Source organism: Eubacterium pyruvativorans (assembly GCF_900102225.1).
GTDB classification, from domain to species: domain Bacteria; phylum Bacillota; class Clostridia; order Peptostreptococcales; family Anaerovoracaceae; genus Aminicella; species Aminicella pyruvativorans.
The window spans coordinates 32,590-54,552 of the sequence record NZ_FNBF01000007.1; the positions used below are offsets into that span (position 1 = coordinate 32,590).

The following is a 21,963-nucleotide window of genomic DNA, read 5'->3' on the forward strand; positions in this document are numbered from 1 at the left end:
CGGGAAAAGAATGAAAAAAGGAAAGGAAGACAGGGAATATGAAAGACTATATTGTGAGAGCAGTGACCGGGGATGCCAGCGTGCGGGCATTTGCCATCCGGTCTACGGATCTGGTGGAAGAGGCACGGCGGATTCATCAGACAACACCGGTGGTGACCGCTGCACTGGGCCGCTTTTTGTCCGCCGGTGCCATGATGGCCACCATGATGCAGGGAGAGCAGGATATTCTGACGCTGCAGATCAAGGCAGACGGCCCGATCCGGAACATGATCGTCACAGCGGACAGTCACGGAAATGTGAAAGGCTATGCCGCCAACCCGGATGTCATCATTCCGCTGAAGTCGGAGGAACACCACAAGCTGGATGTGGGCGGTGCCGTGGGAAAGGGCACGCTGTCGGTGATTATGGATCTGGGACTGAAGGAGCCGTACTCCGGACAGGTGGAACTGGCCACCGGGGAGATCGGAGATGATCTGGCCTATTACTTCACGGTTTCGGAGCAGACGCCTTCTGCGGTGGGCCTGGGAGTCATGGTGGACACGGACCGGAGTGTGAAGAACGCCGGCGGATTCATCGTTCAGCTCATGCCGAACACGCCGGAGGAGGTCATCGCCCGTCTGGAGCAGAATATCGCCGCCATGCCATCCGTTACGGAGCTGCTGGAAGACGGGAAGACACCGGAGGAGATTCTGGAAAGGGTTACGGAAGGCCTGGGTCTGGAGATTACGGATCGTTCCGACGTCCGGTTTCACTGTAATTGCTCGAAGGAGCGGGTATCCCGGGCTCTGGCGACAATCCGGGAGGAAGACCTGCAGGAGATGATTGATGACGGAGAAGAGACGGAAGTGAAGTGTTTCTTCTGTAATTCGGCCTATCACTTCAGTGTATCGGACCTGAAGGGAATTCTGGCGGGACGGAAGAAGGAGGCTCCGGCGGAAAATGAAGAGGATGCCCCGGAGGAGAAGCAGTAGCGTATGTATGAGATCATCGACGAGGTGGCCCGGCATGGCAGCTTCGTCCGGGCGGCCGAGGCGCTCCGGCTGACCCCCTCCGCCGTCAGTCATGCGGTTTCCGCTCTGGAAGAGGAACTGGGGTTCCGGCTGTTTAACCGGGGCCGGGGCGGTGTGACACTGACGGACGAGGGCGCCCGGATGCTGGAACATGTGCGGGCGATCCGGGACCGGGAACGGCTGATGCAGGAGGAGGCCCGGCAGATCCGGGGACTGGCCAGCGGCCGGGTGAATATCGGAACGTTCAGCAGTGTGCTGGTCAGCTGGCTGACGGATGCGCTCCATCGGTTCCGCAGCAGCTGCCCGGGGGTGGAAGTGAATATCTTTCAGGGAGACTATGAAGACGTGGAACGCTGGGTGAGGAACGGGGATGTGGAGATCGGATTCGACACGCTGCCCGCCGGAGAGGGGTTCCGGGTGGAACAGGTGGCCCGGGACCGGCTTCTGCTGGTGGCGCCGCCGGATTTTCGTCCGGCCGGAGGCCGGGCAGTCACGGCCGAGGAGATCCGTTCCGGAGCGGAGAGTGGTGCTCTTCCGCTGATTGTCCGCCGGGCGGGATATAACAAGGATGCGGAGGCCTTTCTGAAATCTCATCTGGCGGGGGTGCCGGTGCATTACCGGATCGATGATGACCGGTCGATTTTCGCACTGATCGAGGCGAATCTGGGGGCGGCGCTGCTGCCGGAACTGACCCTGTCCCACATCGGCTTTCATGTGTCGGTCTGGCCCCTGGAGGAGGAAGTGTTCCGCACCATCGGGCTGATTGTGCGCCGGGACCGGGTGCTTTCTCCGGCGGCCGCCCGGTTCGTGGAAGAGGTGAAGCGGGGGATCTGAGGAGACATCCGGCATGGCCGGCGGCGGTTCTGATTCCCGGGCGGTATGCGTGTGTGCGTTACATGAAAAATATTCATGAAACATTGAATATCATGAACTTTACGCAATCCCATGATCGGTGTATGATCAGAATATACAGATAATATTCAGGCCGTTTTCATATCATATGCAGGTTACATTCAAGATCATTCACCCGCCCCGGCCGGTCCGCCGGCGGGCTGTGAATCATACCCGGAGGAGGATGTCATGCTTACGGATCGGATTGAGAAAATCAGACAGAACTATGTGAACACGAAACCGGCGATCTCTTATGAGAGAGCGCTGATCTGGACGGAGTCCCACAGGAAAACGGAGGGTCTGCCGATTGCCATCCGGCGGGCACAGGCCTTCTATGACTGCTGTGATCAGATCGGCGTCCACATTTTCGAGGGAGAGCTGCTGGTGGGCGCCATCGGTGAATTCCGGAAGTGCGGCATTCTGACCCCGGAATATTCCTGGACCTGGGTGGACCGGGAGATGGATCATTTCTCGGAGCGGAAACAGGATCCCTATGAGATGACGGCGGCGCAGCGGGCCTTCGTACGGAAGAATATTTTCCCGTACTGGAAGGGAAAGTCCCTGGAAGAGGCTTTCCTCCGGAGGCTGCCGGAAGAGACGAAGAAAATCGGCGTGGACACGGGTATTATTGATTCGGATTCGAAGTGGCGTCAAGCGGTGGGAGAAGTGACCCCGGATTATCAGGATCAGCTGTTTCCGAAGGGGTTCGGCGGCATCATCCGGGAAGCGGAAGAGCATATCGGGAAGCTGGATCTGACGAAGCCGGAGGACGAAGAAAAGAAAGAATTCTATGATTCTGTGATCCTGACCTCCCGGGGCATCATCCGTTATGCCAATCGCTATGCGGAGGAAGCGGAGAGGATGGCGGCGCAGGAGAAGGATGAAGTCCGGCGGGAGGAACTCCGGGTGATTGCAGCAAATTGCCGGAAGGTGCCGGAGAATCCGCCGGAGACTTTCTATGAAGCACTTCAGTTCATGTGGTTCGTCCAGATCGGCGGCATTCTGACCGAAAATCCTCTGTCCCTGAATCCGGGCCGGTTCGACCAGTACACGGACCCGTTCTACGAGGCGGATCTGGCGGCGGGGCGCATTACCCCGGATTTTGGTCAGGAACTGGTGGACGCTCTGTGGCTGAAGTATTCGGAATGGGTATGGACGATCTCCGCCAACACGGCGGACTACTTCGCCGGATATAACCAGTTTCAGAACCTGACGGTAGGCGGAAAGAAGCGGGACGGCAGCGACGGCACGAACCCGGTCACCTACATGGCACTGAAAGCCACCGGTGAGGTGAAGACCCATCAGCCGGGGCTTTCCGTCCGGGTGTCCCAGACCTGCCCGAAGGAATTTCTGAATGCGGTGACAGCACTGGTGGCGGAGGGTACCGGTTTCCCGGCCATTCACAGCGATTCGGTGGGATACCAGATGCTGCTGAATGCCGGCTATGAGCCGGAGGACGCCAGGGACTGGAACAACTGCGGATGTGTGGTGCCCCATAACCGGAAAACCGGGGAGTGGACGGCAGCCGTGAATATGAACTTCGGCAGTGCCATGGAGTATGCCCTGAATCAGGGCGTCAGTCTGATGACCGGAGAGAAGATGGGACTGGACGAGAAGCCGGCGGCGGAAATGACATCCTTCGAAGAAGTGAAGCAGGCATTCTTCCGTCAGTTTGACAATCTCTGTTATCACTCTGTCATTTCCGTCATCGAGGCACAGCGTCTCCATGAGGAAATGGTGCCGCGGCCTTTCCTCTCCAGCTGCATCGAAAGCTGCATGGAAAATGGAAAGGACCTGAGCCGGGGCGGGGCAAAATACAATGTCGGACCGGTCATCACCGGCATCGGCCTCGCTGTGGTAGCCAACTCCCTGGCAGCGGTCAAAAAACTGGTTTTCGAAGATCATGAGACCGACATGGCTACACTCACCCAGGCGCTCCGGGCGAACTGGGAAGGATATGAGCAGCTGCGGGCAAAGGCGAAGGCCTGCCCGAAGTACGGCAACGACGAGGATTATGTGGATGATCTGGCGCTGGAAGTGGCCAATCATTTCTATGAGAAAATCCACGGGTACAGGGACATCTTCGGCTCCCCGTTCAATACCGCCTTCATGGGCATTTCCAATTACATCCCGATGGGCAGAGTGCTGGGCGCCACCCCTTGCGGCCGCAAAAACGGTGAGCCGTCCAGTGAAGGGGTCTCCCCGTACGTGGGCACCGACCATTCCACGCCGCTGGCGGCCATGAAGTCCACGGCGAAGCTGAACCAGGAAATCCATTCCGGGGGAACGCTCCTGAACCTCAGACTAAATCCGGAAATCGTGGCGACGAAGCGGGGTCAGGCGAACCTGGGCGCCATGGTCCAGTCCCTGTTCTCCATGGGCGGCTTCCACGTACAGTTCAACTGCATCCGTTCCGAGACACTGCGGGATGCCCAGGCCCATCCGGAAAACTACCGGGATCTGCTGGTCCGGGTGGCGGGTTACTCCACTCAGTTCGTGAACCTGTCCCGGTCCATGCAGGATGCCATCATCGCCCGCACGGAACATAACTATTAGGCGGTGGGTCATGAAGGACAAAAAACAAGCTTTCTGTCCGGCCGAAGATGGCACCATCATGCAGCTTCAGAACCTGTCTGTCAATGACGGGGAGGGGATCCGGACCATTGTTTTCCTGGCGGGCTGTCCCCTCCGCTGTGCCTGGTGTGCTAATCCGGAGGGACAGACCCGGGACAATGGGATGGTTCGACGGGCCACTGTGGATGAAATTGCATCGGAGATTGCTGAACAAGAGATATTCTATCGCTTCTCCGGAGGCGGTGTCACCTTCTCCGGGGGAGAGCCGGGCATGCAGCCGGCATTTCTGAACTGCCTTTCCGGAAGACTCTACGATGAGGGGTATCATCTGGCCATGGAAAGCTGCGGATTTTTCGATTTCGAAGCGGTCCGTCCGACCCTGGAGCGGCTGGACCAGATCTTCATGGACATCAAACACATGGATCCCGCACTGCACCGGCACTTCACCGGCCGTTCCAACCAGCGGATTCTGGAGAATATCCGCCGTACGGCGGCACTGGGCATTCCTCTCACGATCCGTGTGCCGGTGATCCTGGGGGTCAACGGCACGGATGAGGATCTGGAACGGATCTTCGATTTCATGGCGGAGAACCTGCCGGACCCGGAGCTGGAACTCCTGCCCTATCACCGCTACGGAGAGGGAAAGTACGAGAAGCTGGGCCTCCCTCTGCCGCCGGCATTCTTCGGTACACCTTCCGAAGAGCAGCTTTCCCGTTGGAGCCAGCGGGCCCGGCGAATGGGGATCCGGACGGTTTCCTACCGGTGACAGGCCGCCTGTCCGTCGGAAGAAAACAGGGGAATCGCCCGGACCGGGCGATTCCCCTGTTTAATTGAATGTTCATCGATATGGTTCCGGTTCTATTTCACTACAATGACACGGATCACAGAGTCTGCCTCACAGAGTTCCCGGGCCAGGGATTTGGTCACCGGTGCCTCGGTGTCCACCACGCAGCAGGCGTACTTGCCCCGGGTCTGGTTGGTCAGATTCGTAATGTTAATGCCCTTCCCGCCGAAGACCGTGCTGATGGTGGAAAGTACATTCGGCACATTGTGGTGCAGCACCACAACCCGGCCTTCGGACTGGCACGGTCCCGGGTTGACGTTCGGATAGTTGACGGAATTGGTGATACATCCGTTTTCCAGGTAATCCCGCAGCTCTTCCACGGCCATGATGGCGCAGTTGTCCTCTGCCTCCTTCGTGCTGGCCCCCAGATGCGGGGTGGCGATGACATTCGGCATCTTCATCACTTCCGGAGAAGGGAAGTCCGTGACATACTTCCGGACTTTTCCAGACTCCAGCGCCTCCTTCAGTGCAATGTTATCCACCACTTCGCCCCGGGAGAAATTCATCAGAATTACGCCGTCCTTCATCTGGTCGAAGGCCTCGCTGTTGATCATGCCCCGGGTCTGATCCGTCAGGTGGAGATGGATCGTCAGGTAATCCGCTTCGCTGTAGACGGAACCGTAGGTTTTCCGGATTTTCACGCTGCGGTCCAGGGCCAGGGCGTTGCGGACGCTCAGATAAGGGTCGATTCCGACAATATGCATGCCCAGTGCATAGGCGGCGTTGGCCACCATGCCGCCTATGGCCCCCAGGCCGATGACCCCCAGGGTCTTGCCCTTCAATTCTGTCCCTGCAAATTTCTTTTTGCCTTTCTCCACATCCTTGGCCAGATCTTCATCCTTGGCATTATCCTTCACCCAGCGGATGGCATCCGGAATATTACGGGAGGCGTTGATCATGGAACCGATCACCAGTTCCTTCACGCTGTTGGCATTGGCTCCCGGGGAGTTGAAAACGACGATGCCCTCTTCTGCGCACCGCTCCATCGGAATATTGTTGACGCCGGAACCGGCCCGGACGATGGCCTTCAGCCGGTCTCCGAATTCCATGTCATGCATTTTCGCACTACGGACGATGATGCCGTCTGCTTCTTCGGTTTCATCCGTTTTCTTGTACTGATCATCCAGCACTGTGTGAATTGCATCGGAGATATTATTCATACATTTATACTGAAACATGATATGCCTCCCGGTAGTTGTTCTGAAAGTGATTCAACATTACTATTTTACCATAGTAAATTGTATGTGTACAGATCCTAAATTACCGGATGTTAATATGTTGGCGATAACAATAGGTAAAAAGCGGGTTGGAAAGAATTCTGAATTTTTTTCGGTACATCTATTGACGGAACCCGGACGGTTCAGTATAATCTAACCAAATGAATATCTCCGGGCCGCTGGTCCGGTGACCGGTTCTATCTCATCACACACATTCGGACAGGTTGCCGCTCGCGGGCCAGGTATTTAGGGGCATTAGCGCAGCTGGGAGCGCGTTTGACTGGCAGTCAAGAGGTCACGAGTTCGAGCCTCGTATGCTCCACCATAGAGAAACCCCGGAACAGTTGTTCCGGGGTTTTTCGTTGTCCGAAATAGCGATGATGAAAGCAGTACAGGAGGTGGGCCTGCATGGCGATCGGAAGGAACTGGATGGAACAGCTGGCGGATGAATTCGGCCGTATGTACGGAAAAGCACAGGGCCGGAAGATCCAGAATACGGTGATGCCGGGAATCATGGCAGATTTTCGCCGGGAATTGGATCGTTCCCTGCCGGGAACCCTTTGTCAGCAGCGGTACACCATGGAAGAGGGAGGCGCAGCCCTCACTATGGAAGGATACCGGGAGACGGCCGGCGGTGTGCCGGTCCGCATCGTCACTGCGGTGACCATGAACGGAAGGCGGATTCCGCTGACGGATATTATGACCGGGGAGGCAGGCCTCAGGATCTGAGACGCCCGGAGAATGGAGGAGAAAACATGAGTTTTGTCAGAAAAGCAGGAGAGAGAGAAGCGATCGAAAAGGAAGGGGCTCAGGGCGGTCCGGGAACGATGCGCGCACACAAGCTGATCAATCAGGACGAGGAGCTCCTGAACAAGGGACGTCTCTTCAACGACATCGTTCTGGAGAAGGGATGCGGCGTCGGCTATCACCAGCATGTAGGGGATGCGGAGCTGTACTATATTCTGTCCGGTGAAGCACAGTACAATGACAACGGCAGCATCGTCACACTGCATCCGGGAGACCTGACCTTCACCGGCCCGGGAGAATACCACGGCATCACGAATGAGAAGGAGGAGCCGCTCCGTTTCATTGCGCTGGTGGTTTACGAATAGGAGGCCCTGATGGAGATTGTGAAGGAACTGCCGGAGATTTTCGAAGAGTTTTCGGATCAGCGCAGAAAGTCCTTTCTGGCTGTAAAGGAAATCAAGGACCGGGGCATTCCTGTGGTGGGTTCGTATTGTACCTATTTCCCGAAGGAGATTGCCGTAGCGGCGGGGGCGGTGCCGATCAGCCTCTGCTCCATGTCTGACGAGCCGATTCCGGACGCCGAGAAGGAACTGCCGAAGAATCTCTGTCCGCTGATTAAGTCCAGCTACGGATTTGCGAAGACGGACAAGTGCCCGTACTTCCATTTTTCCGATGTGGTGGTGGGGGAAACCACCTGCGACGGAAAGAAGAAAATGTATGAATACATGAGGGAGTTCAAGGACATTATCACCATGCAGCTTCCCCAGACCCAGGATGAGGATGCGCTGGAGGCCTGGGAGAAGGAAATCCGGAAGCTGGCGGCCTATCTGGAGCAGAAGTTCGGTACAGAGGTGACCGAGGAGAAGCTCCGGGCGGCGGTGAAGCAGCAGAATGCCATCCGGCAGGGACTGAAGGAACTGAGTGGTGTGATGAAAGCGGATCCGACGCCGATGAGCGGATTGGATCTGTTCAATGTGCTCTACGGCTCTCAGTTCAAGTTCGATCTGGACGGGATTCCTGCGGAGCTTTCGGCTCTGAAGGAGCAGATCCGGGCGGAGTATGACCCGGCGGCCCGGGAGAAGAAGCCGCGGATCCTCATCACCGGCTGCCCGATGGGCGGCGCCACGCTGAAGGTGGTCCGTGCCGTGGAGGAGAACGGCGGTGTGGTGGTCTGCTATGAGAACTGTTCCGGTTACAAGAGTTATGACCGGATGGTGGACGAGCAGGACCCGGATGTCTGGCATGCCTTGGCAGAGCGCTATCTGAGCATCGGCTGCTCCGTCATGACACCGAACCCGAACCGTCTGGAACTGCTGGGCCGGCTCTGTGACGAGTTCCATGTGGACGGGGTGCTGGAAATGACCCTGAGTGCGTGCCATACCTATAACCTGGAGACCCACCAGATCCGGAACTTTGTGACAAAGGAAAAGGGTCTGCCGTTCTTCAGTGTGGAAACGGACTACAGCCAGGCGGATATCGGCCAGCTGAACACCCGGATTGCCGCATTCATCGAGATGCTGTAGAGCGGCGGCCGGTGGAACAGGTGCGGTCGGGCGGGGCCTGCCGGGCTGAACAGGTGTGACCGTATTGTCAGATGCGGCCGATCGAGTTGTCGGGTGCGAAATTCGATTTTTTTCGAATTTCGCATCTGTTTTTTTGCCTGGGGGCGGTGGAGGATGTGTGGGCCGATATTTCAGAGTGCGGAATGTCAAAAAATCCTGTTTTCGCACCCGACTTGTTTCGTGTGAAATTGAATCATCGTGGATTATTTTTTGCAGGTGAATAATGATACGGTGATATTTACTAATATGCGTCCGGCGAAGATAATCGGACGTTCGATGGAAAACCGCGACGACGAATACCATGAGGGGTGGATGTTTATCCGAGTAATCGGATATTCTCTCGGGTTCTCTGGGTGCGGAAAATCCCGTTTTCGCCAAATCGCACCATCCCGGGCATCTGGAATATATTAATCGGATTTTTCTTTTGTTTTCGCACCCTGGCGGGCGTGAAACAAGTGCGGAATCGAGAAAAAGGGCGATTTCGCACCTTCCACCGTTATATAACCATGATTCGTATACGAAAAGTCATCCGCTACTATGCACTCATATTCAGATCGTGATTTGTATACAATCAGCAAGGTGGTATCCGGCCATATACAACCAGCGGGGGCGGACCCCGGGGCGCAGACAATCAGCCGGGGCGGTACCCTCATCCACAATCAGCCGGGCGGTACACCCGGCGGTTCTCTCTACACGCCCGACCGTCTGCCCGCTCTCGTGATGAGAAAGCCTTTACACCATGCGGGAATTGTGGTATTTTTTTTAACGATGGACGGTATTCAACGAAGAAACTGTACCAATTGACAGATTTAGAGGAAGAGACGCACGGGGCGTGCGTTTTTTTGGGAATTGTGTATACAGGAACCTTCGGTTTTTTGAGTCCATCCGCTGTTTCGGACAGGTCGGTTCACCGGCCGCCGGAACGTACGGATGTTTTTTTATTTCACAAACGGAGGAAGATATCATGATCATCGCAACAACAATTCAGGAAGTCACCGATCAGATCAATGCATGGAAGGCGGAAGGCCTCACCATCGGGCTTTGTCCGACGATGGGGTATCTGCATGAGGGGCATGCGTCCCTGATGGATGCATCAGTGAAGCGGAACGATCGCACTGTGGCGTCGGTATTCGTCAATCCGATTCAGTTCGGACCGAAGGAGGATCTGGCCACCTATCCACGGGACTTCGATCACGACTGTCAGCTGCTGGAAGCCCACGGCGTGGATATGGTGTTCCATCCGGAACCGTCGGAGATGTATTTCGATGATTTTTGTACATATGTGGATATGGATGTGCTGTCCAAGACGCTGTGCGGGAAGACTCGGCCGATTCATTTCCGGGGTGTCTGCACGGTGATCACGAAGCTGCTGCACATCGTGAGACCGGACCGGATTTTCTTCGGTCAGAAGGATGCTCAGCAGCTGGCGATTATCCGGAGAATGGTGCGGGATCTGAACTTCGATGTTGAGGTGGTGGGATGCCCGATCGTCCGGGAAGCGGACGGACTGGCGAAGAGCTCCCGGAACACCTATCTCAACCCGGAAGAGCGGAAGGCGGCAGTGATTCTGAGCCGCACCATCCGTCTGGGACAGGAGATCTGTGCCGGCGGGGAGCGGAATGCTGCGGCGCTGCTGGAGAAGATGAAGGAGAATCTGGCTTCGGAGCCGATGGCAGACGTGGAGTATGTGGAAGTCGTGGACGGCCTGAGCATGCAGCCGGTGGAACAGTTTAAGGAAGGAGATCTGGTGGCCATGGCGGTCCGGATCGGTTCCACCCGGCTGATCGATAACTTTACCGTGGGGGATCCGATGATTCAGGTGCGTTAGAAGGCCGGTCAACAGGATTCGCAGGGCCGCCGGGCAGGAACATTCGGCGGCGAAAATAAGGAACAGGTATTCACACAGCAGAAGGAGAAGAATAATGACAATTCCAATGTTACTGGGGAAGATCCACCGGGCCACTGTCACCCAGGCGGATCTGGAGTATGTGGGCAGCATCACCATCGACCGGGCCTTCCTGGAGGCCGCGGGCATCCGGGAGTATCAGAAGGTGGAAATCGCCGACGTGGACAACGGTGCGCGGTTTTCCACATATACAATCGCAGGAGAGGCCGGCAGCGGCATTATCTGCCTGAACGGTGCGGCGGCCCGCTGCAGTGCGGTGGGGGACAAGGTCATCATCATGGCCTACGCCGAAATGACGCCGGAGGAGGCGGACCGGCATGAACCGAAGGTGGTGTTCCTGGGAGAAGGAAACGCCATACAGCAGGTCACGAACTACGAGCGGCACGGCCTGCTGGAGGACATGGGAAAGTAGTTTCCGGCAGCCCGGCGGGTACTTCCTTTTCTTCCGTTTCGTGCTATAATATTTCCGTATGAGCCCGCAGCAGGCGGGCAGAAAGAAGGAAAGCGAAATGGAATATGTCAATAAGAAATACGACCGGAATGCTCCTTGCTGGTGCGGCAGCGGGAAGAAATACAAGAAATGTCACATGCATTTCGACGAGAAACTGAGGGAATTCGAATTCGAGGGATTCGAAGTGCCTTCCCGCTCGATTATCAAGACACCGGAGCAGGTTCAGGGAATCCGGGAAAGTGCGAAAATCAATATGGCTGTCCTGGACGCCATCGAAAAGGAAGCCCATGTGGGCATGACCACCCTGCAGATTGATGAGATTGTAAACGATATCACCTACAGCATGGGTGGTATCCCGGCGGACCTGAACTACGGCGGATACCCGAAGAGCATCTGCACTTCCGTCAACAATGAGGTTTGCCACGGCATCCCGTCCGAGAAGGTTGTTCTGAAGGACGGGGATATCGTGAACATCGACGCCTCCACCATCAAGGATCACTTCTTCTCGGACTCCTCCCGGATGCTCTGCATCGGAGACGTGTCCGAAGAACACCGGAAGCTGGTGCAGGTGGCGAAGGAATGCGTCGAAATCGGCGTGGAGCATGTGAAACCGTGGACCTGCCTGGGGGACATGGGAAATGCGGTGCATCAGCATGCGCTGGAGAACGGTTACTCCATCGTCTGGGAGTTCGGCGGCCATGGCTGCGGTGTGGAATTCCACGAAGACCCATTCGTCAGCTACGTCAGCGAGCCGGGAACAGAAATGCTGATGGTGCCGGGCATGACATTTACCATCGAGCCGATGGTGAACATGGGGAAGCCGGATGTGACGGTGGACAAAGAAAACGGGTGGACGGTCTACACCAAGGATGGTTCCTGGTCCGCCCAGTGGGAGGTACAGGTGCTGGTAACCGAAGACGGCTGCGAAATACTGTGCCGGTAACAGAACGATCGAAGAGCGCAGGGAAGCGGGTGCTTCCCTGTGCTTTTTTTTGCGGGTGCCGGGAGGCGCCCGCAAAAAACGAAGTCTTGGGGTGCACAGGCCGCCCGAAAGGCCATGATCGTATGCAATCCGCCGTGCCCAGCTGGTTGAAAGGAAAACAGGCGGCCCGCAGGCCGCCTGTTGGTGATTTTTCGTGTTACCGGCTGATCGGCTTCGTCTCGTCGATGAGCCACTTCGCCACATCCTCGTCCAGATATGGTGTCAGAGTCTCTCTGAGTTCCATGTTGTAAGCGTTGAGCCAGTCGATTTCCTCATCGGAAAGCAGGTCGACGTTGATCGCTTCCGGCTCATACGGGCAGTACGTGATGGACTGGAATGCTGTGTTGCCCAGCTCGTTCTGGTACAGCAGCACTTCGTTCTCGATCCGGACACCGAACTTGTGGTCGATGTATACGCCCGGTTCATCAGACATAACCATGCCTGGCAGCAGTTGGATCGGTGTCGGCACTCTGCGCAGGATGTTCGGTCCTTCGTGGACGCTGAGCAGATGGCCGATGCCGTGGCTCAGGCCGTGCTTGAAGTCCAGTCCGGCATCACGCATCGGCTGACGTGTGATCCGGTCCAGATCGATGCCGTTCATATCCGGTGTCAGAACCGCTGTGGCCATGGCGATGTGGGACTTCAGAACGTAGGTGTAGTCGTCCTTCTCTTCCTGGGTCAGCGGGCCCATGGCGATGGTTCTGGTGATATCCGTGGTACCGTCCTCATAGTGGCCGCCGGAGTCTACCAGCAGGAAGCTCTTCGGTTCCACCTTCGCATTGGTTTCCTCGGTCGGAGCGTAGTGGATGATTGCGCCGTTCGGGCCGTATCCGGAGATGGTCTCGAAGGAAAGGTCGAAAGCGCCCTGTTCCTTCCGGCAGTTCCACAGATAGTCTCCGGTGGAAAGCTCAGTCATTTCGATCTTGCCCCGGTTCTGCTTCAGCCAGTAGATGAAGTTGACCATGGCGATGCCGTCCTTCACGTGGGCGTTCAGGGTGGCGTCGATCTCAGTGTCATTCTTCACCGCCTTCATGATGGCGATCGGTGTCTCCCGGTTCTGCAGGGTGACGCCTTCCGCCACGTTCAGGCACAGTGCGTAGTTGGCTGTGTTTTCGTCCAGCCACAGGGTCTTGCCCGCCGGCAGTTTCGCCAGGTCACCGGCAATTTCGTCGTACTTCTTCAGGTTGACGTAGCTGAGGTCTTCCGGCATCTCGTCCAGCGCGCCGTCCATGACATACAGGGTCACGTTGTCCTGGCTCAGCAGTGTGTAGCCGAAGAATACCGGTGTGTAGTCGATGTCCGCACCCCGCAGATTGAAAAGCCATGCGGATTCCATCAGGTCGGAAATGAGCAGGTAGTCCGCTCTGTTCTCTCTCATGATCTCACGGATTTCGGCAATCTTCTCATCCGCAGAGAGACCGACGATATCCTGGGACAGCTCATAAATCTTCGAAGGCTGAATCGCTGGACGGTTAGTCCAGACTTCGCCCACCAGATCCTTGTCATATTTCATGGTGACGCCATAAGGCTCCAGCAGTGCTTTCAGCGCTTCACCCCGGGCGCCGTTCACGATCTGTCCGTCGAAGCCCAGTGTGTATCCGCCGTTCTTCTTCGCCAGGTCCTCCAGGAATTCCTCTACAGTCGGAACCCCCGGCTCTGCCATTCTCATCAGTTCGATTTCACTGCCTGCCAGCTGGGTTTCCGCCTGCAGGAAGTAACGTCCGTCCGTCCACAGGTAAGCACCTTCGGCATTCACGATCAGCTCGCCGGATTCGCCGGTCAGGCCGCTCATGAATTCCCGGGCTTTGAAGAAATCATTGACATACTCGGAGCTGTGATAGTCTCCGGAAGGAACGAAATATACGTCGATTCCGTTCTCCTTCATTTTCTCCCGAAGTTCCAGAACTTCTTTTTTCATATTTTCACCTCAATTACACATAATATCTCCCGCTGCGGATCGTTCCCGCAGCCAAATGTCATTATAGCACGAAAAGATCTTCATACATGACGAAATTGTGTGGCCGGCCGCGAGTTCGTTTTTGCCGGGGGTGGGGAATGTGATACAATAGACACCGGTATATTGTGAAGATGCAGAAAGGACCGGTGCGGCATGGAACAGATGAATCTATTCGAGAAGAAGAATGACCAGCCTCTGGCGGCCAGGCTGCGGCCGAAGAATCTGGATGAATATGTGGGACAGCAGCACCTGATCGGCGAGGGGAAGGTGCTGCGGCGTCTGATTGAGAGCGACCGGATTACGTCCATGATTTTCTGGGGGCCGCCGGGGGTGGGGAAAACCACTCTTGCCCGCATCATTGCGGAGCGGACCCGGGCGACATTCATTAATTTTTCGGCTGTCACCAGCGGGATCAAGGATATCCGGAATGTGATGAAGGAAGCGGAGCAGAACCGGCTCTACGGGGAGAAGACTATCGTGTTCGTGGATGAGATCCACCGGTTCAACAAGGCACAGCAGGATGCCTTTCTCCCTTTTGTGGAGAAGGGAAGCATCATCCTCATCGGTGCCACCACGGAAAACCCTTCTTTTGAGATCAACAGCGCTCTGCTTTCCCGTTGTAAAGTGTTCGTGCTGCAGGAGCTGAAGGCAGAGGATCTGCTGGTGCTGCTGAAGCGGGCAATCACGGATCCCCGGGGCTATGGGGATCAGAAGGTGGTAGTGGAGGAGGACACCCTGGAGATGATTGCAGAGTTTGCGAACGGGGACGCCCGGATGGCTTTGTCCACCCTGGAGATGACCATTCTGAACGGCGACTTTTCAGAGGACGGCATTCACATCACGAAGGAATCCCTGGAGCAGATCACTTCGAAGAAGTCGCTGCTGTATGACAAAAACGGGGAAGAGCATTACAATCTGATCTCGGCGCTGCACAAGTCCGTGCGGAATTCGGATCCGGATGCGGCGGTTTACTGGCTGGCCCGGATGCTGGAGGCAGGGGAGGACCCTCTCTATGTGGCAAGGCGGGTCGTGCGCATGGCCAGTGAGGACATTGGACTGGCGGATCCCCGGGCAATGGAACAGGCGGTGGCGGCATATCAGGCCTGTCACTTCCTGGGAATGCCGGAGTGCTCCGTCCATCTGACCCAGGCAGTGGTCTATCTGTCCGTGGCGCCGAAGTCCAATGCCATGGAGGAAGCGTATTTCGCCGCCCGGGACGACGCGCTTCATCAGCTGAACGAACCGGTGCCGATGACCATCCGGAATGCGCCGACGAAGCTGATGGCAGAGATGGGATACGGTGAGGGCTACCAGTATGCCCACGACTACGAGGATAAGCTGACGAACATGCAGTGCCTGCCGGAGTCTCTGACGGGCCGGGAGTACTATCATCCCACCGAACAGGGCACCGAGGCCCGTTTTCGGAAGCGGCTGGAACAGATCAAGGAATGGAAGCGCCGTCACGGCTGGCGGGGCTGATGAAAGACAAAATAAATCAGCAGGAGGGCTTCCCGGATGCCGGGAAGCCCTCCTGCTGTGTGTGCAGCGTCCGTTTCACACTGCTCTGTGAGACGGAACGTTATAATCTGTTATTTCGGATACTGCACCCTGTACATTAGATATCCGCCACTTCCTTGTGAATAACAGGGATCGGCGTCGGGTCTACTGCATCCACATCGTTCACATACTTGTTCGTGTCTTCCATGATGTGACCGGACAGTGCCCAGATACCAATGACGTTCGGGATAACCATGAGACCGTTCAGGATGTCTGCGATGGTCCAGACGGTATCCAGCTTGATAACGCATCCGACGAATGAGAAGATGATCCATGCGATCTTGTACGGCATGATGATCTTCGCGCCCACCAGGTACTCGGCGCATCTCTCACCGTAGTAAGACCAGCCGAGGATTGTGGAGAAGGCGAACATGGCCAGAGCGATGGCGATAATCGGACGGCCGATCACCGGAATCAGTTCGAAGCACTTGAATGTCAGAATGGTTGTATCGTCGCCCTTCAGGAATTCCGGATGTGCAACAGCGGAGCTGACCAGTGTCAGACCTGTCAGAGCGCAGATGATAACGGTATCCCAGAAAGTTCCTGTCATGGATACCAGAGACTGTCTGACGGAGTTTCTCGTCTTCGCGGATGCCGCTACGATCGGAGCGGAACCCATGCCGGACTCATTGGAGAAGAGTCCTCTCGCACATCCGTAACGGAGTGCTGCGCCTACGCTGAAGCCGAACAGTCCGCCCGCACCTGCCTGCATGGAGAATGCGGACTTGACAATCAGTACCAGACCGGTTCCGACTGCTCCGCCGTTCTGGATCAGAACCCAGATACAGCCGATGACGTAGAATGCTGCCATGAACGGCACCAGTCTTTCGGTTACCTTCGTGATGGACTTCACGCCGCCGATGATTACGACGCCGGTGATCGCTGCGACTGCGACGCCTGCGATGAGCGGGCTGACGCCGAAGTTCTGGTTCAGGGCTGTCGCAATGGAATTCGCCTGGGTCATACAGCCGATACCGAAGGCGGCGACGGCACCCAGCAGAGCGAAGGTAACGCCCAGCCATTTCGCATGGAGACCTCTCTCCAGTGCGTACATCGCACCGCCGATCATACGGCCGTCTTCCGTCTGCTCTCTGTACTTAACGGACATGACGGTTTCCATGTACTTGGTGGCCATACCGAGTACACCGGTGATCCAGCACCAGAAAATGGCTCCCGGGCCGCCGGATGCAAACGCTGTGGCAACACCGATGATATTTCCGGTACCGATGGTTGCCGCCAGCGCCGTCGCCAGCGCACCGAACTGGGAAACTTCACCTTCACCGTCCGGGTCAGGAGTTACGGAGAGCTTGATGCCCTGTCCGACCCTGCGCTGAATGAACTTCGAACGAATGGTACAGAAAATGTGCGTACCGAGAAGAATGATGATCAGAGGGAGACCCCACAACCAGCCGTCAAACCACGTGATAAATTTCAACATAATAACACCACCTTAATTCGAGCCAATAACGAATCGTCGAAACACAAAAGAGCGAAACACATCTTCAGAATAACTGAGCAGGGATATCCTGAACTTCATACTTTTATGTCTTTATCATCATGATAATACAAGAGTTATCCAGTTACAAGTAAAAAAACCTAATATATCCAATGATTCTGACAATTACGGCATCGTGGACGGCTGTAACCATTGGAAAATCAATATTGATAATTTGATAACGAGAAAATTATTTTTTTATTGTGCATTCACACTAAATCTACACAAATAAAGCGCGCTTATTGTTGTGATATACAAAAATAATAAAACCCTTCGGATGGGTCCGTCATCCGTAAGGGTTCGTTGGGTCATAAATTGTACAGCTTTCGTTCCGGACTGCGGGACTACACTTCCGGTCTTTCTGACGTTTCATCCGCCGCCAGTTCCCGCAGGATGATTTCTGCGGTTTTCGTCACGGCGTACTCCACGAATCCGGTACACTTCGTTTTCCGTTCCGGTGCGTCCCGGTCATATCCGGCGATCAGTTTCCCGCAGCACGGGGCGCCGCATTTGGCCGTGAAGCCGTCATGGAGCTCGGTTGTAAGCCGGAAACAGCGCTGCACTTTCGGATCCCCCGGGCGGCGGCGCCCGAAGAAGTAGCCCAGGCACATGGTGCCGCCGGCCAGTGCGCCGCAGATGCAGCCCGGATCTCCCAGCCCCCAGGGGAATCCGGAGCTCATGGCGATCACGTCGTCGGGCCAGTCCAGGCCGAAATTCTTCCGTATGGCACAGATGACGGATTCGGAGCAGGCGTATCCGCCGTTAAAATAGTCTGCGGCATCCTTCCGGAGCTGTTCCATGTCGATATTCCTGTTCATATGGTATACCTCCCTCGTAACCTTTCCATTATAGCGTATCAGGAGTACCTGGAGGGGCTTCCTGCGGCAAAACGCAAAAAAATAAAAAAGCGTCGGACAGGCCAGGGTATTGATAGCGGATACCGGAGGCCCGTCTGCTGCTCTGTTATGAATGTAACATTATAATAGCACTGCTGTTGCGGCATAAGAAGATAGAATATATAATGCTGTTATTAGAGTCACTAATGTTCTTCGCAGGAGGACGGAGATGGACGAAAGAAAACTGAAGGGGGTGGAGGCGGTTCTGGAAGAAGGGAGTTTCAGCGCAGCGGCAGAGAGACTGCACTGTACCCAGTCCGCCGTAACCCAGATGATGAATGCGGTGGAATCCGAACTGGGGGTGAGAATTCTGGAGCGGACGCACCGGGGCGTTTCGCTGACCAGAGAGGGCCGGGAGCTGGAAGTCTATATGCAGAATGCGCTGGACAGCCTGGTCTTTCTGCGGGAGGCTGCGGAGCGGATTGCGAAACGGAATGAAGAGACGATCCGTGTGGGGACCTTCTCCAGCATCGCCTGCCGGTGGATGCCGGTGATCATCGAACGGTATCAGAAGGTGGCGCCGGAAGCGGCCTTCGACATTGTCATCGGCACGACTTCTCTGAAGCGGAAACTGGAATTGGGAGAAATTGATGTGGCGCTGGGGGACGAGCGGATCCGCAGTGTACGCTGGACCCGGCTGTTCGAAGACCCCTATTATATTCTCGTGCCGGAGAAGCTGATTGACCGGATCGGAACGCCGGAGAAACAGAGAATGATGCATGAGATGATGGGGCAGCGGAAAGGAGCGGATGACTGGACGCCGGTGCCGGATCTTTTTGTCACGAAGGCGGACATCGCAGAAGTGCCGTTCATTTCCGCCACGATGGATGATTTCGCAGAGCTGAATGTCCGGGATGTGTCCAATGTGATCACCATTGCATCGGATGAGGACAAGGTTCTCATGTCCATGGCCGCCCGGGGACTCGGCGTCTGTGCCATGCCGGAATTCAACCTGACGGAAATGCCTGCGGATCTGATTGCTGTGCCGTACCGCCCGGAGGTTGGGCGGGTCATCGGCATCTCAAGGCCCCGGAAATCCAGACGGGCGGTGGAGCAGTTTGTGACATATCTGGAGAAATATTACCGCGAAATGGAAATGCGGCAGAAGGAAGAAAGGGTAAGACAGGAGGAAAGCTGAGAAATGGAGAGCAGGAAACTGGCCGTTGTCCAGAAGTATCTGAACGACACCCAGAAAGAGAAAATCCGGGAATGCGGTGAGGCACTGGGATTTACAGTGGATTTTTTTGACGGTCCGGAGACAGCCCGGGGAAAGTTAGCGGATGCGGAGATTATTTTCACTCAGTTTAGGGAAGTTCTGCAGGATGCGCCGGCCCTGAGGTGGTGCGCCAGCAGCAACGCCGGGGTGGATCCGTTCCTGGTGCCGGGGGTTTTCGCCAGTGATCAGGCGGTGCTGACCAACGGCGCCGGCGCCTACGGCGTGACGATTTCGGAGCATATTGTCATGGTGGCGCTGATGCTGCTGCGCCGCATGGGGGAATATCAGGAGGCGGCGGCCCGGCACGAATGGCTGGGCGGTCTCGGCATCCGCTCGATCCACGGAAGCCGGGTTACAATCATGGGAACCGGGGACATCGGGAGAACCACGGCAGGAACGCTGAAGGCCATGGGTGCATCCCGGATTGTGGGTCTGAACCACAGCGGAAGGATGCCGGAGGGCGCCGCTTTCGATGAAACAGCGAGGAGCACGGAAGCGGAGTCCTATCTCCCGGAGACGGATATTCTGATTCTCTGTATGCCGGATACACCGGAAACCCGGGGTATTCTGTCCCGGCAGCGGATTTCACTGCTGCCGGAGCACGGGATCGTCATCAACGTCGGAAGAGGCAGCGCCGTAGACCAGAATGCGCTGCGGCAGGCGCTGACGGAGCACCGGATCGGCGGCGCTGCGCTGGACGTGGTAGTGCCGGAACCGCTGCCGGCGGAAGATCCGCTGTGGGAAACGGAGAATCTGATCCTGACCCAGCACATTTCCGGAAATATGACGCTGGGATACACGGCGGACCGCAGTGTGGAGCTGTTCTGTGACAATCTGCGCCGTTATGCGGCAGGGGAACCGCTGCATCATGTGGTGGACCGGATCCGGGGGTATTAGACCCGGGGCCCGCCAGGGAGAATCGGAATTGACATACCGGGGGTCCCTGTGCTAAGATATCGATATTGATGTTTTAGAACGTTAAAGCGATATAGCGAAAACGGATGTCTTAGAAAGGAATGACTGGTATGAAGAAGAAAGTATCGCTTCTGCTGGCGCTGGTTCTGGCAGTGACGACGATGTTTGTGATGACGGGCTGCGGAAACAGCGGGAAATCCTCCGGCGGCAGCAAGGATGACAGCTGGAACTATGTGAAGAAAAACGGGAAACTGATCATCGGACTGGATGACACCTTCGCACCGATGGGTTTCCGGGACAAGGATAACAATCTGATCGGTTTCGACATTGATCTGGCCAAGGCGGTCGGCAAGGAACTGGGCGTGAAAGTGGAGTTCAAGCCGATTGACTGGGATGCGAAGGAAGCGGAACTGAAGACGAAGAAGATCGACTGCATCTGGAACGGTCTTTCCGTGACACCGGATCGTCTGAAGGCGATGACCATGTCCGACCATTATCTGGAGAACCGGATTCTGCTCATGTCCCTGAAGAAGGATATGAACATCACTTCGGCGAAGCAGCTGACGAAGGTGAAGATCGGCACACAGGCCGGCTCCTCTGCGCTGGAAGCAATTCAGAAGGACAAGGCTTACGATTCTTTCAAGGACAATGTGAAGGAATACAAGGATTACGATGCGGCCATGATGGATATGAAAGCCGGCCGGATCGACGTGGTAGCGATCGACGAGGTCTACGCAATCTACAATAACAAGAACAAGACCAAGCTCTACGAGAGCAAGTACAATTTCGGAGCGGACAACTACGCAATCGGTTTCCGCAAGGGAGACGAGGCGCTGGCGAAGAAGATCAACGAGGCGCTGCAGAAGACCGTGGATGACGGCCAGGCGGCGAAGATCTCGAAGAAGTGGTTCGGAAAGAACCTGGTGAAGATCGGCGCAAACAAGTAGAAGGACGATGTGCGAGTATCGGGCGGCCGGCCGGAGGGGCGGCCGCCTGTTCACGTTCCTTTGGAAAGAGAAGGAAAGAAAACGATCCTCGATGTATTGATGAAAATGCCGCGGCCCGGCCGCGGATCGGAAGGAGACAGAATGAGTTTTGCTGAATTATTCCCGCCGCTGCTGACCGGTGCGAAAATTTCCATCGCTCTGTTCGCAGCGACCCTGGTGCTTTCACTGCCCCTGGGACTTCCCATCGCTCTGGGTGAAAATTCCCGGATCCCGCCCCTGCGCTGGATCTGCAAAGCATACGTGTTCGTGTTCCGGGGCACACCGCTGATGCTGCAGCTCATGTTCTTCTACTTCTTCTTCCCCTTCGTCATGGGATGGAACATCGAGGCATTCCCGGCGGCTGTGCTGGCATTTACCCTGAACTATGCGGCGTACTTCGCCGAGATCTACCGGGGCGGCATCAACAGTATTGACAAAGGGCAGTATGAGGCCGCTCACTCACTGGGACTCACCCGGGCCCAGACCACTTTCGATATCGTCATCCCCCAGGCCCTCCGGGTTGTTCTGCCGCCGGTGTCCAACGAGATCCTGGTGCTGATCAAGGATACGCCGCTGGCGTCCGTAATCTCTCTGGGAGAAATGATGCGTGTGGCAGAGGGCACGGTCAACCGTACCGGCAGTCTGATGCCGTATGCGGCAGCGGCCCTGATTTACCTGGCCTTCACGGCGGTGGCCACCGTATTCGTCACCTATGTGGAGAAGCGGGCATCCCGGTATGACAGAAAGGAGGCGTAGT

The 21,963-nt window shown here is 56.2% G+C and carries 19 protein-coding genes and 1 tRNA gene; 16 read left to right on the forward strand and 4 right to left on the reverse strand.

All coding sequences use genetic code 11. The features are described from left to right. The first annotated feature begins 38 nt into the window (after positions 1 to 38). The 4 genes from hslO (at position 39) to BLQ24_RS03995 (ending at position 5,241) form a co-directional block, all read left to right on the forward strand. Positions 39 to 971: an Hsp33 family molecular chaperone HslO gene (gene hslO, locus BLQ24_RS03980; protein ID WP_090162904.1), complete on the forward strand. Its 933-nt coding sequence runs from the start codon at positions 39 to 41 to the stop codon at positions 969 to 971. Between the two features lie 3 nt (positions 972 to 974). Continuing rightward, positions 975 to 1,844, forward strand: coding sequence for a LysR family transcriptional regulator (locus BLQ24_RS03985; protein ID WP_090162906.1), 870 nt, complete (start codon positions 975 to 977; stop codon positions 1,842 to 1,844). A 246-nt stretch (positions 1,845 to 2,090) separates the two neighbouring features. Next, positions 2,091 to 4,457, forward strand: a complete 2,367-nt coding sequence (locus BLQ24_RS03990) for a glycyl radical protein (RefSeq protein WP_090162908.1) — start codon at positions 2,091 to 2,093, stop codon at positions 4,455 to 4,457. Between the two features lie 10 nt (positions 4,458 to 4,467). Continuing rightward, a complete protein-coding gene (locus BLQ24_RS03995) occupies positions 4,468 to 5,241 on the forward strand; it encodes a radical SAM protein (protein WP_242869581.1) in 774 nt (257 codons plus the stop codon). A 92-nt stretch (positions 5,242 to 5,333) separates the two neighbouring features. Here BLQ24_RS03995 and BLQ24_RS04000 read toward each other — a convergent pair whose 3' ends face one another. Continuing rightward, positions 5,334 to 6,497: a 3-phosphoglycerate dehydrogenase family protein gene (locus BLQ24_RS04000; protein ID WP_090162910.1), complete on the reverse strand. Its 1,164-nt coding sequence runs from the start codon at positions 6,495 to 6,497 to the stop codon at positions 5,334 to 5,336. A gap of 288 nt (positions 6,498 to 6,785) precedes the next feature. Between BLQ24_RS04000 and BLQ24_RS04005 the strand changes: the two genes are divergently transcribed. The 7 genes from BLQ24_RS04005 (at position 6,786) to BLQ24_RS04035 (ending at position 12,145) form a co-directional block, all read left to right on the forward strand. After that, positions 6,786 to 6,861 (forward strand) — tRNA-Ala (locus BLQ24_RS04005). 83 nt (positions 6,862 to 6,944) lie between these two features. Beyond that, the gene (locus BLQ24_RS04010) at positions 6,945 to 7,265 is read left to right on the forward strand and encodes a hypothetical protein (protein WP_090162911.1); all 321 of its coding nucleotides are present in this window, start codon (positions 6,945 to 6,947) and stop codon (positions 7,263 to 7,265) included. 26 nt (positions 7,266 to 7,291) lie between these two features. Next, the gene (locus tag BLQ24_RS04015) at positions 7,292 to 7,648 is read left to right on the forward strand and encodes a cupin domain-containing protein (RefSeq protein WP_090162913.1); all 357 of its coding nucleotides are present in this window, start codon (positions 7,292 to 7,294) and stop codon (positions 7,646 to 7,648) included. Between the two features lie 9 nt (positions 7,649 to 7,657). After that, positions 7,658 to 8,806, forward strand: coding sequence for a double-cubane-cluster-containing anaerobic reductase (locus BLQ24_RS04020; protein ID WP_090162915.1), 1,149 nt, complete (start codon positions 7,658 to 7,660; stop codon positions 8,804 to 8,806). A gap of 1,003 nt (positions 8,807 to 9,809) precedes the next feature. Further along, positions 9,810 to 10,673 carry a pantoate--beta-alanine ligase gene (gene panC, locus BLQ24_RS04025; RefSeq protein ID WP_090162917.1) on the forward strand — a complete coding sequence of 288 codons (864 nt, stop codon included), beginning with the start codon at positions 9,810 to 9,812 and terminating at the stop codon, positions 10,671 to 10,673. A 94-nt stretch (positions 10,674 to 10,767) separates the two neighbouring features. Further along, the gene (gene panD, locus BLQ24_RS04030; RefSeq protein WP_090162919.1) at positions 10,768 to 11,163 is read left to right on the forward strand and encodes an aspartate 1-decarboxylase; all 396 of its coding nucleotides are present in this window, start codon (positions 10,768 to 10,770) and stop codon (positions 11,161 to 11,163) included. A gap of 97 nt (positions 11,164 to 11,260) precedes the next feature. Continuing rightward, complete coding sequence (locus BLQ24_RS04035) at positions 11,261 to 12,145, forward strand: methionyl aminopeptidase (protein ID WP_090162921.1); 885 nt, start codon at positions 11,261 to 11,263, stop codon at positions 12,143 to 12,145. 196 nt (positions 12,146 to 12,341) lie between these two features. On the opposite strand, the gene BLQ24_RS04040 is transcribed toward BLQ24_RS04035, so the two are convergent. Then, entirely contained in the window at positions 12,342 to 14,102 is a 1,761-nt protein-coding gene (locus tag BLQ24_RS04040; protein ID WP_090162923.1) for an aminopeptidase P family protein, read from the reverse strand. Positions 14,103 to 14,294: 192 nt separating this feature from the next. Between BLQ24_RS04040 and BLQ24_RS04045 the strand changes: the two genes are divergently transcribed. Beyond that, entirely contained in the window at positions 14,295 to 15,620 is a 1,326-nt protein-coding gene (locus tag BLQ24_RS04045; protein ID WP_090162925.1) for a replication-associated recombination protein A, read from the forward strand. A 136-nt stretch (positions 15,621 to 15,756) separates the two neighbouring features. Here the strand turns inward: BLQ24_RS04045 and BLQ24_RS04050 are convergent, their stop codons facing one another. Together BLQ24_RS04050 and BLQ24_RS04055 are read right to left on the reverse strand one after the other, a co-directional pair. After that, positions 15,757 to 17,136, reverse strand: a complete 1,380-nt coding sequence (locus BLQ24_RS04050; protein WP_090162926.1) for an alanine/glycine:cation symporter family protein — start codon at positions 17,134 to 17,136, stop codon at positions 15,757 to 15,759. Positions 17,137 to 17,537: 401 nt separating this feature from the next. After that, positions 17,538 to 18,011, reverse strand: a complete 474-nt coding sequence (locus BLQ24_RS04055) for a C-GCAxxG-C-C family (seleno)protein (protein WP_090162928.1) — start codon at positions 18,009 to 18,011, stop codon at positions 17,538 to 17,540. Positions 18,012 to 18,258: 247 nt separating this feature from the next. Here BLQ24_RS04055 and BLQ24_RS04060 point away from each other — a divergent pair, with 247 nt between their 5' ends. The 4 genes from BLQ24_RS04060 to BLQ24_RS04075 all read left to right on the forward strand — a co-directional run bounded on the left by BLQ24_RS04060 (position 18,259) and on the right by BLQ24_RS04075 (position 21,962). Continuing rightward, on the forward strand, positions 18,259 to 19,227 hold the full coding sequence (locus tag BLQ24_RS04060; protein ID WP_090162930.1) for a LysR family transcriptional regulator: 969 nt from the start codon (positions 18,259 to 18,261) through the stop codon (positions 19,225 to 19,227). A gap of 3 nt (positions 19,228 to 19,230) precedes the next feature. Then, entirely contained in the window at positions 19,231 to 20,202 is a 972-nt protein-coding gene (locus BLQ24_RS04065) for a D-2-hydroxyacid dehydrogenase (RefSeq protein ID WP_090162932.1), read from the forward strand. 128 nt (positions 20,203 to 20,330) lie between these two features. Continuing rightward, entirely contained in the window at positions 20,331 to 21,167 is an 837-nt protein-coding gene (locus BLQ24_RS04070) for an amino acid ABC transporter substrate-binding protein (RefSeq protein ID WP_090162934.1), read from the forward strand. A gap of 141 nt (positions 21,168 to 21,308) precedes the next feature. Then, the gene (locus BLQ24_RS04075; protein WP_090163009.1) at positions 21,309 to 21,962 is read left to right on the forward strand and encodes an amino acid ABC transporter permease; all 654 of its coding nucleotides are present in this window, start codon (positions 21,309 to 21,311) and stop codon (positions 21,960 to 21,962) included. The last annotated feature ends 1 nt before the right edge of the window (position 21,963 follow it).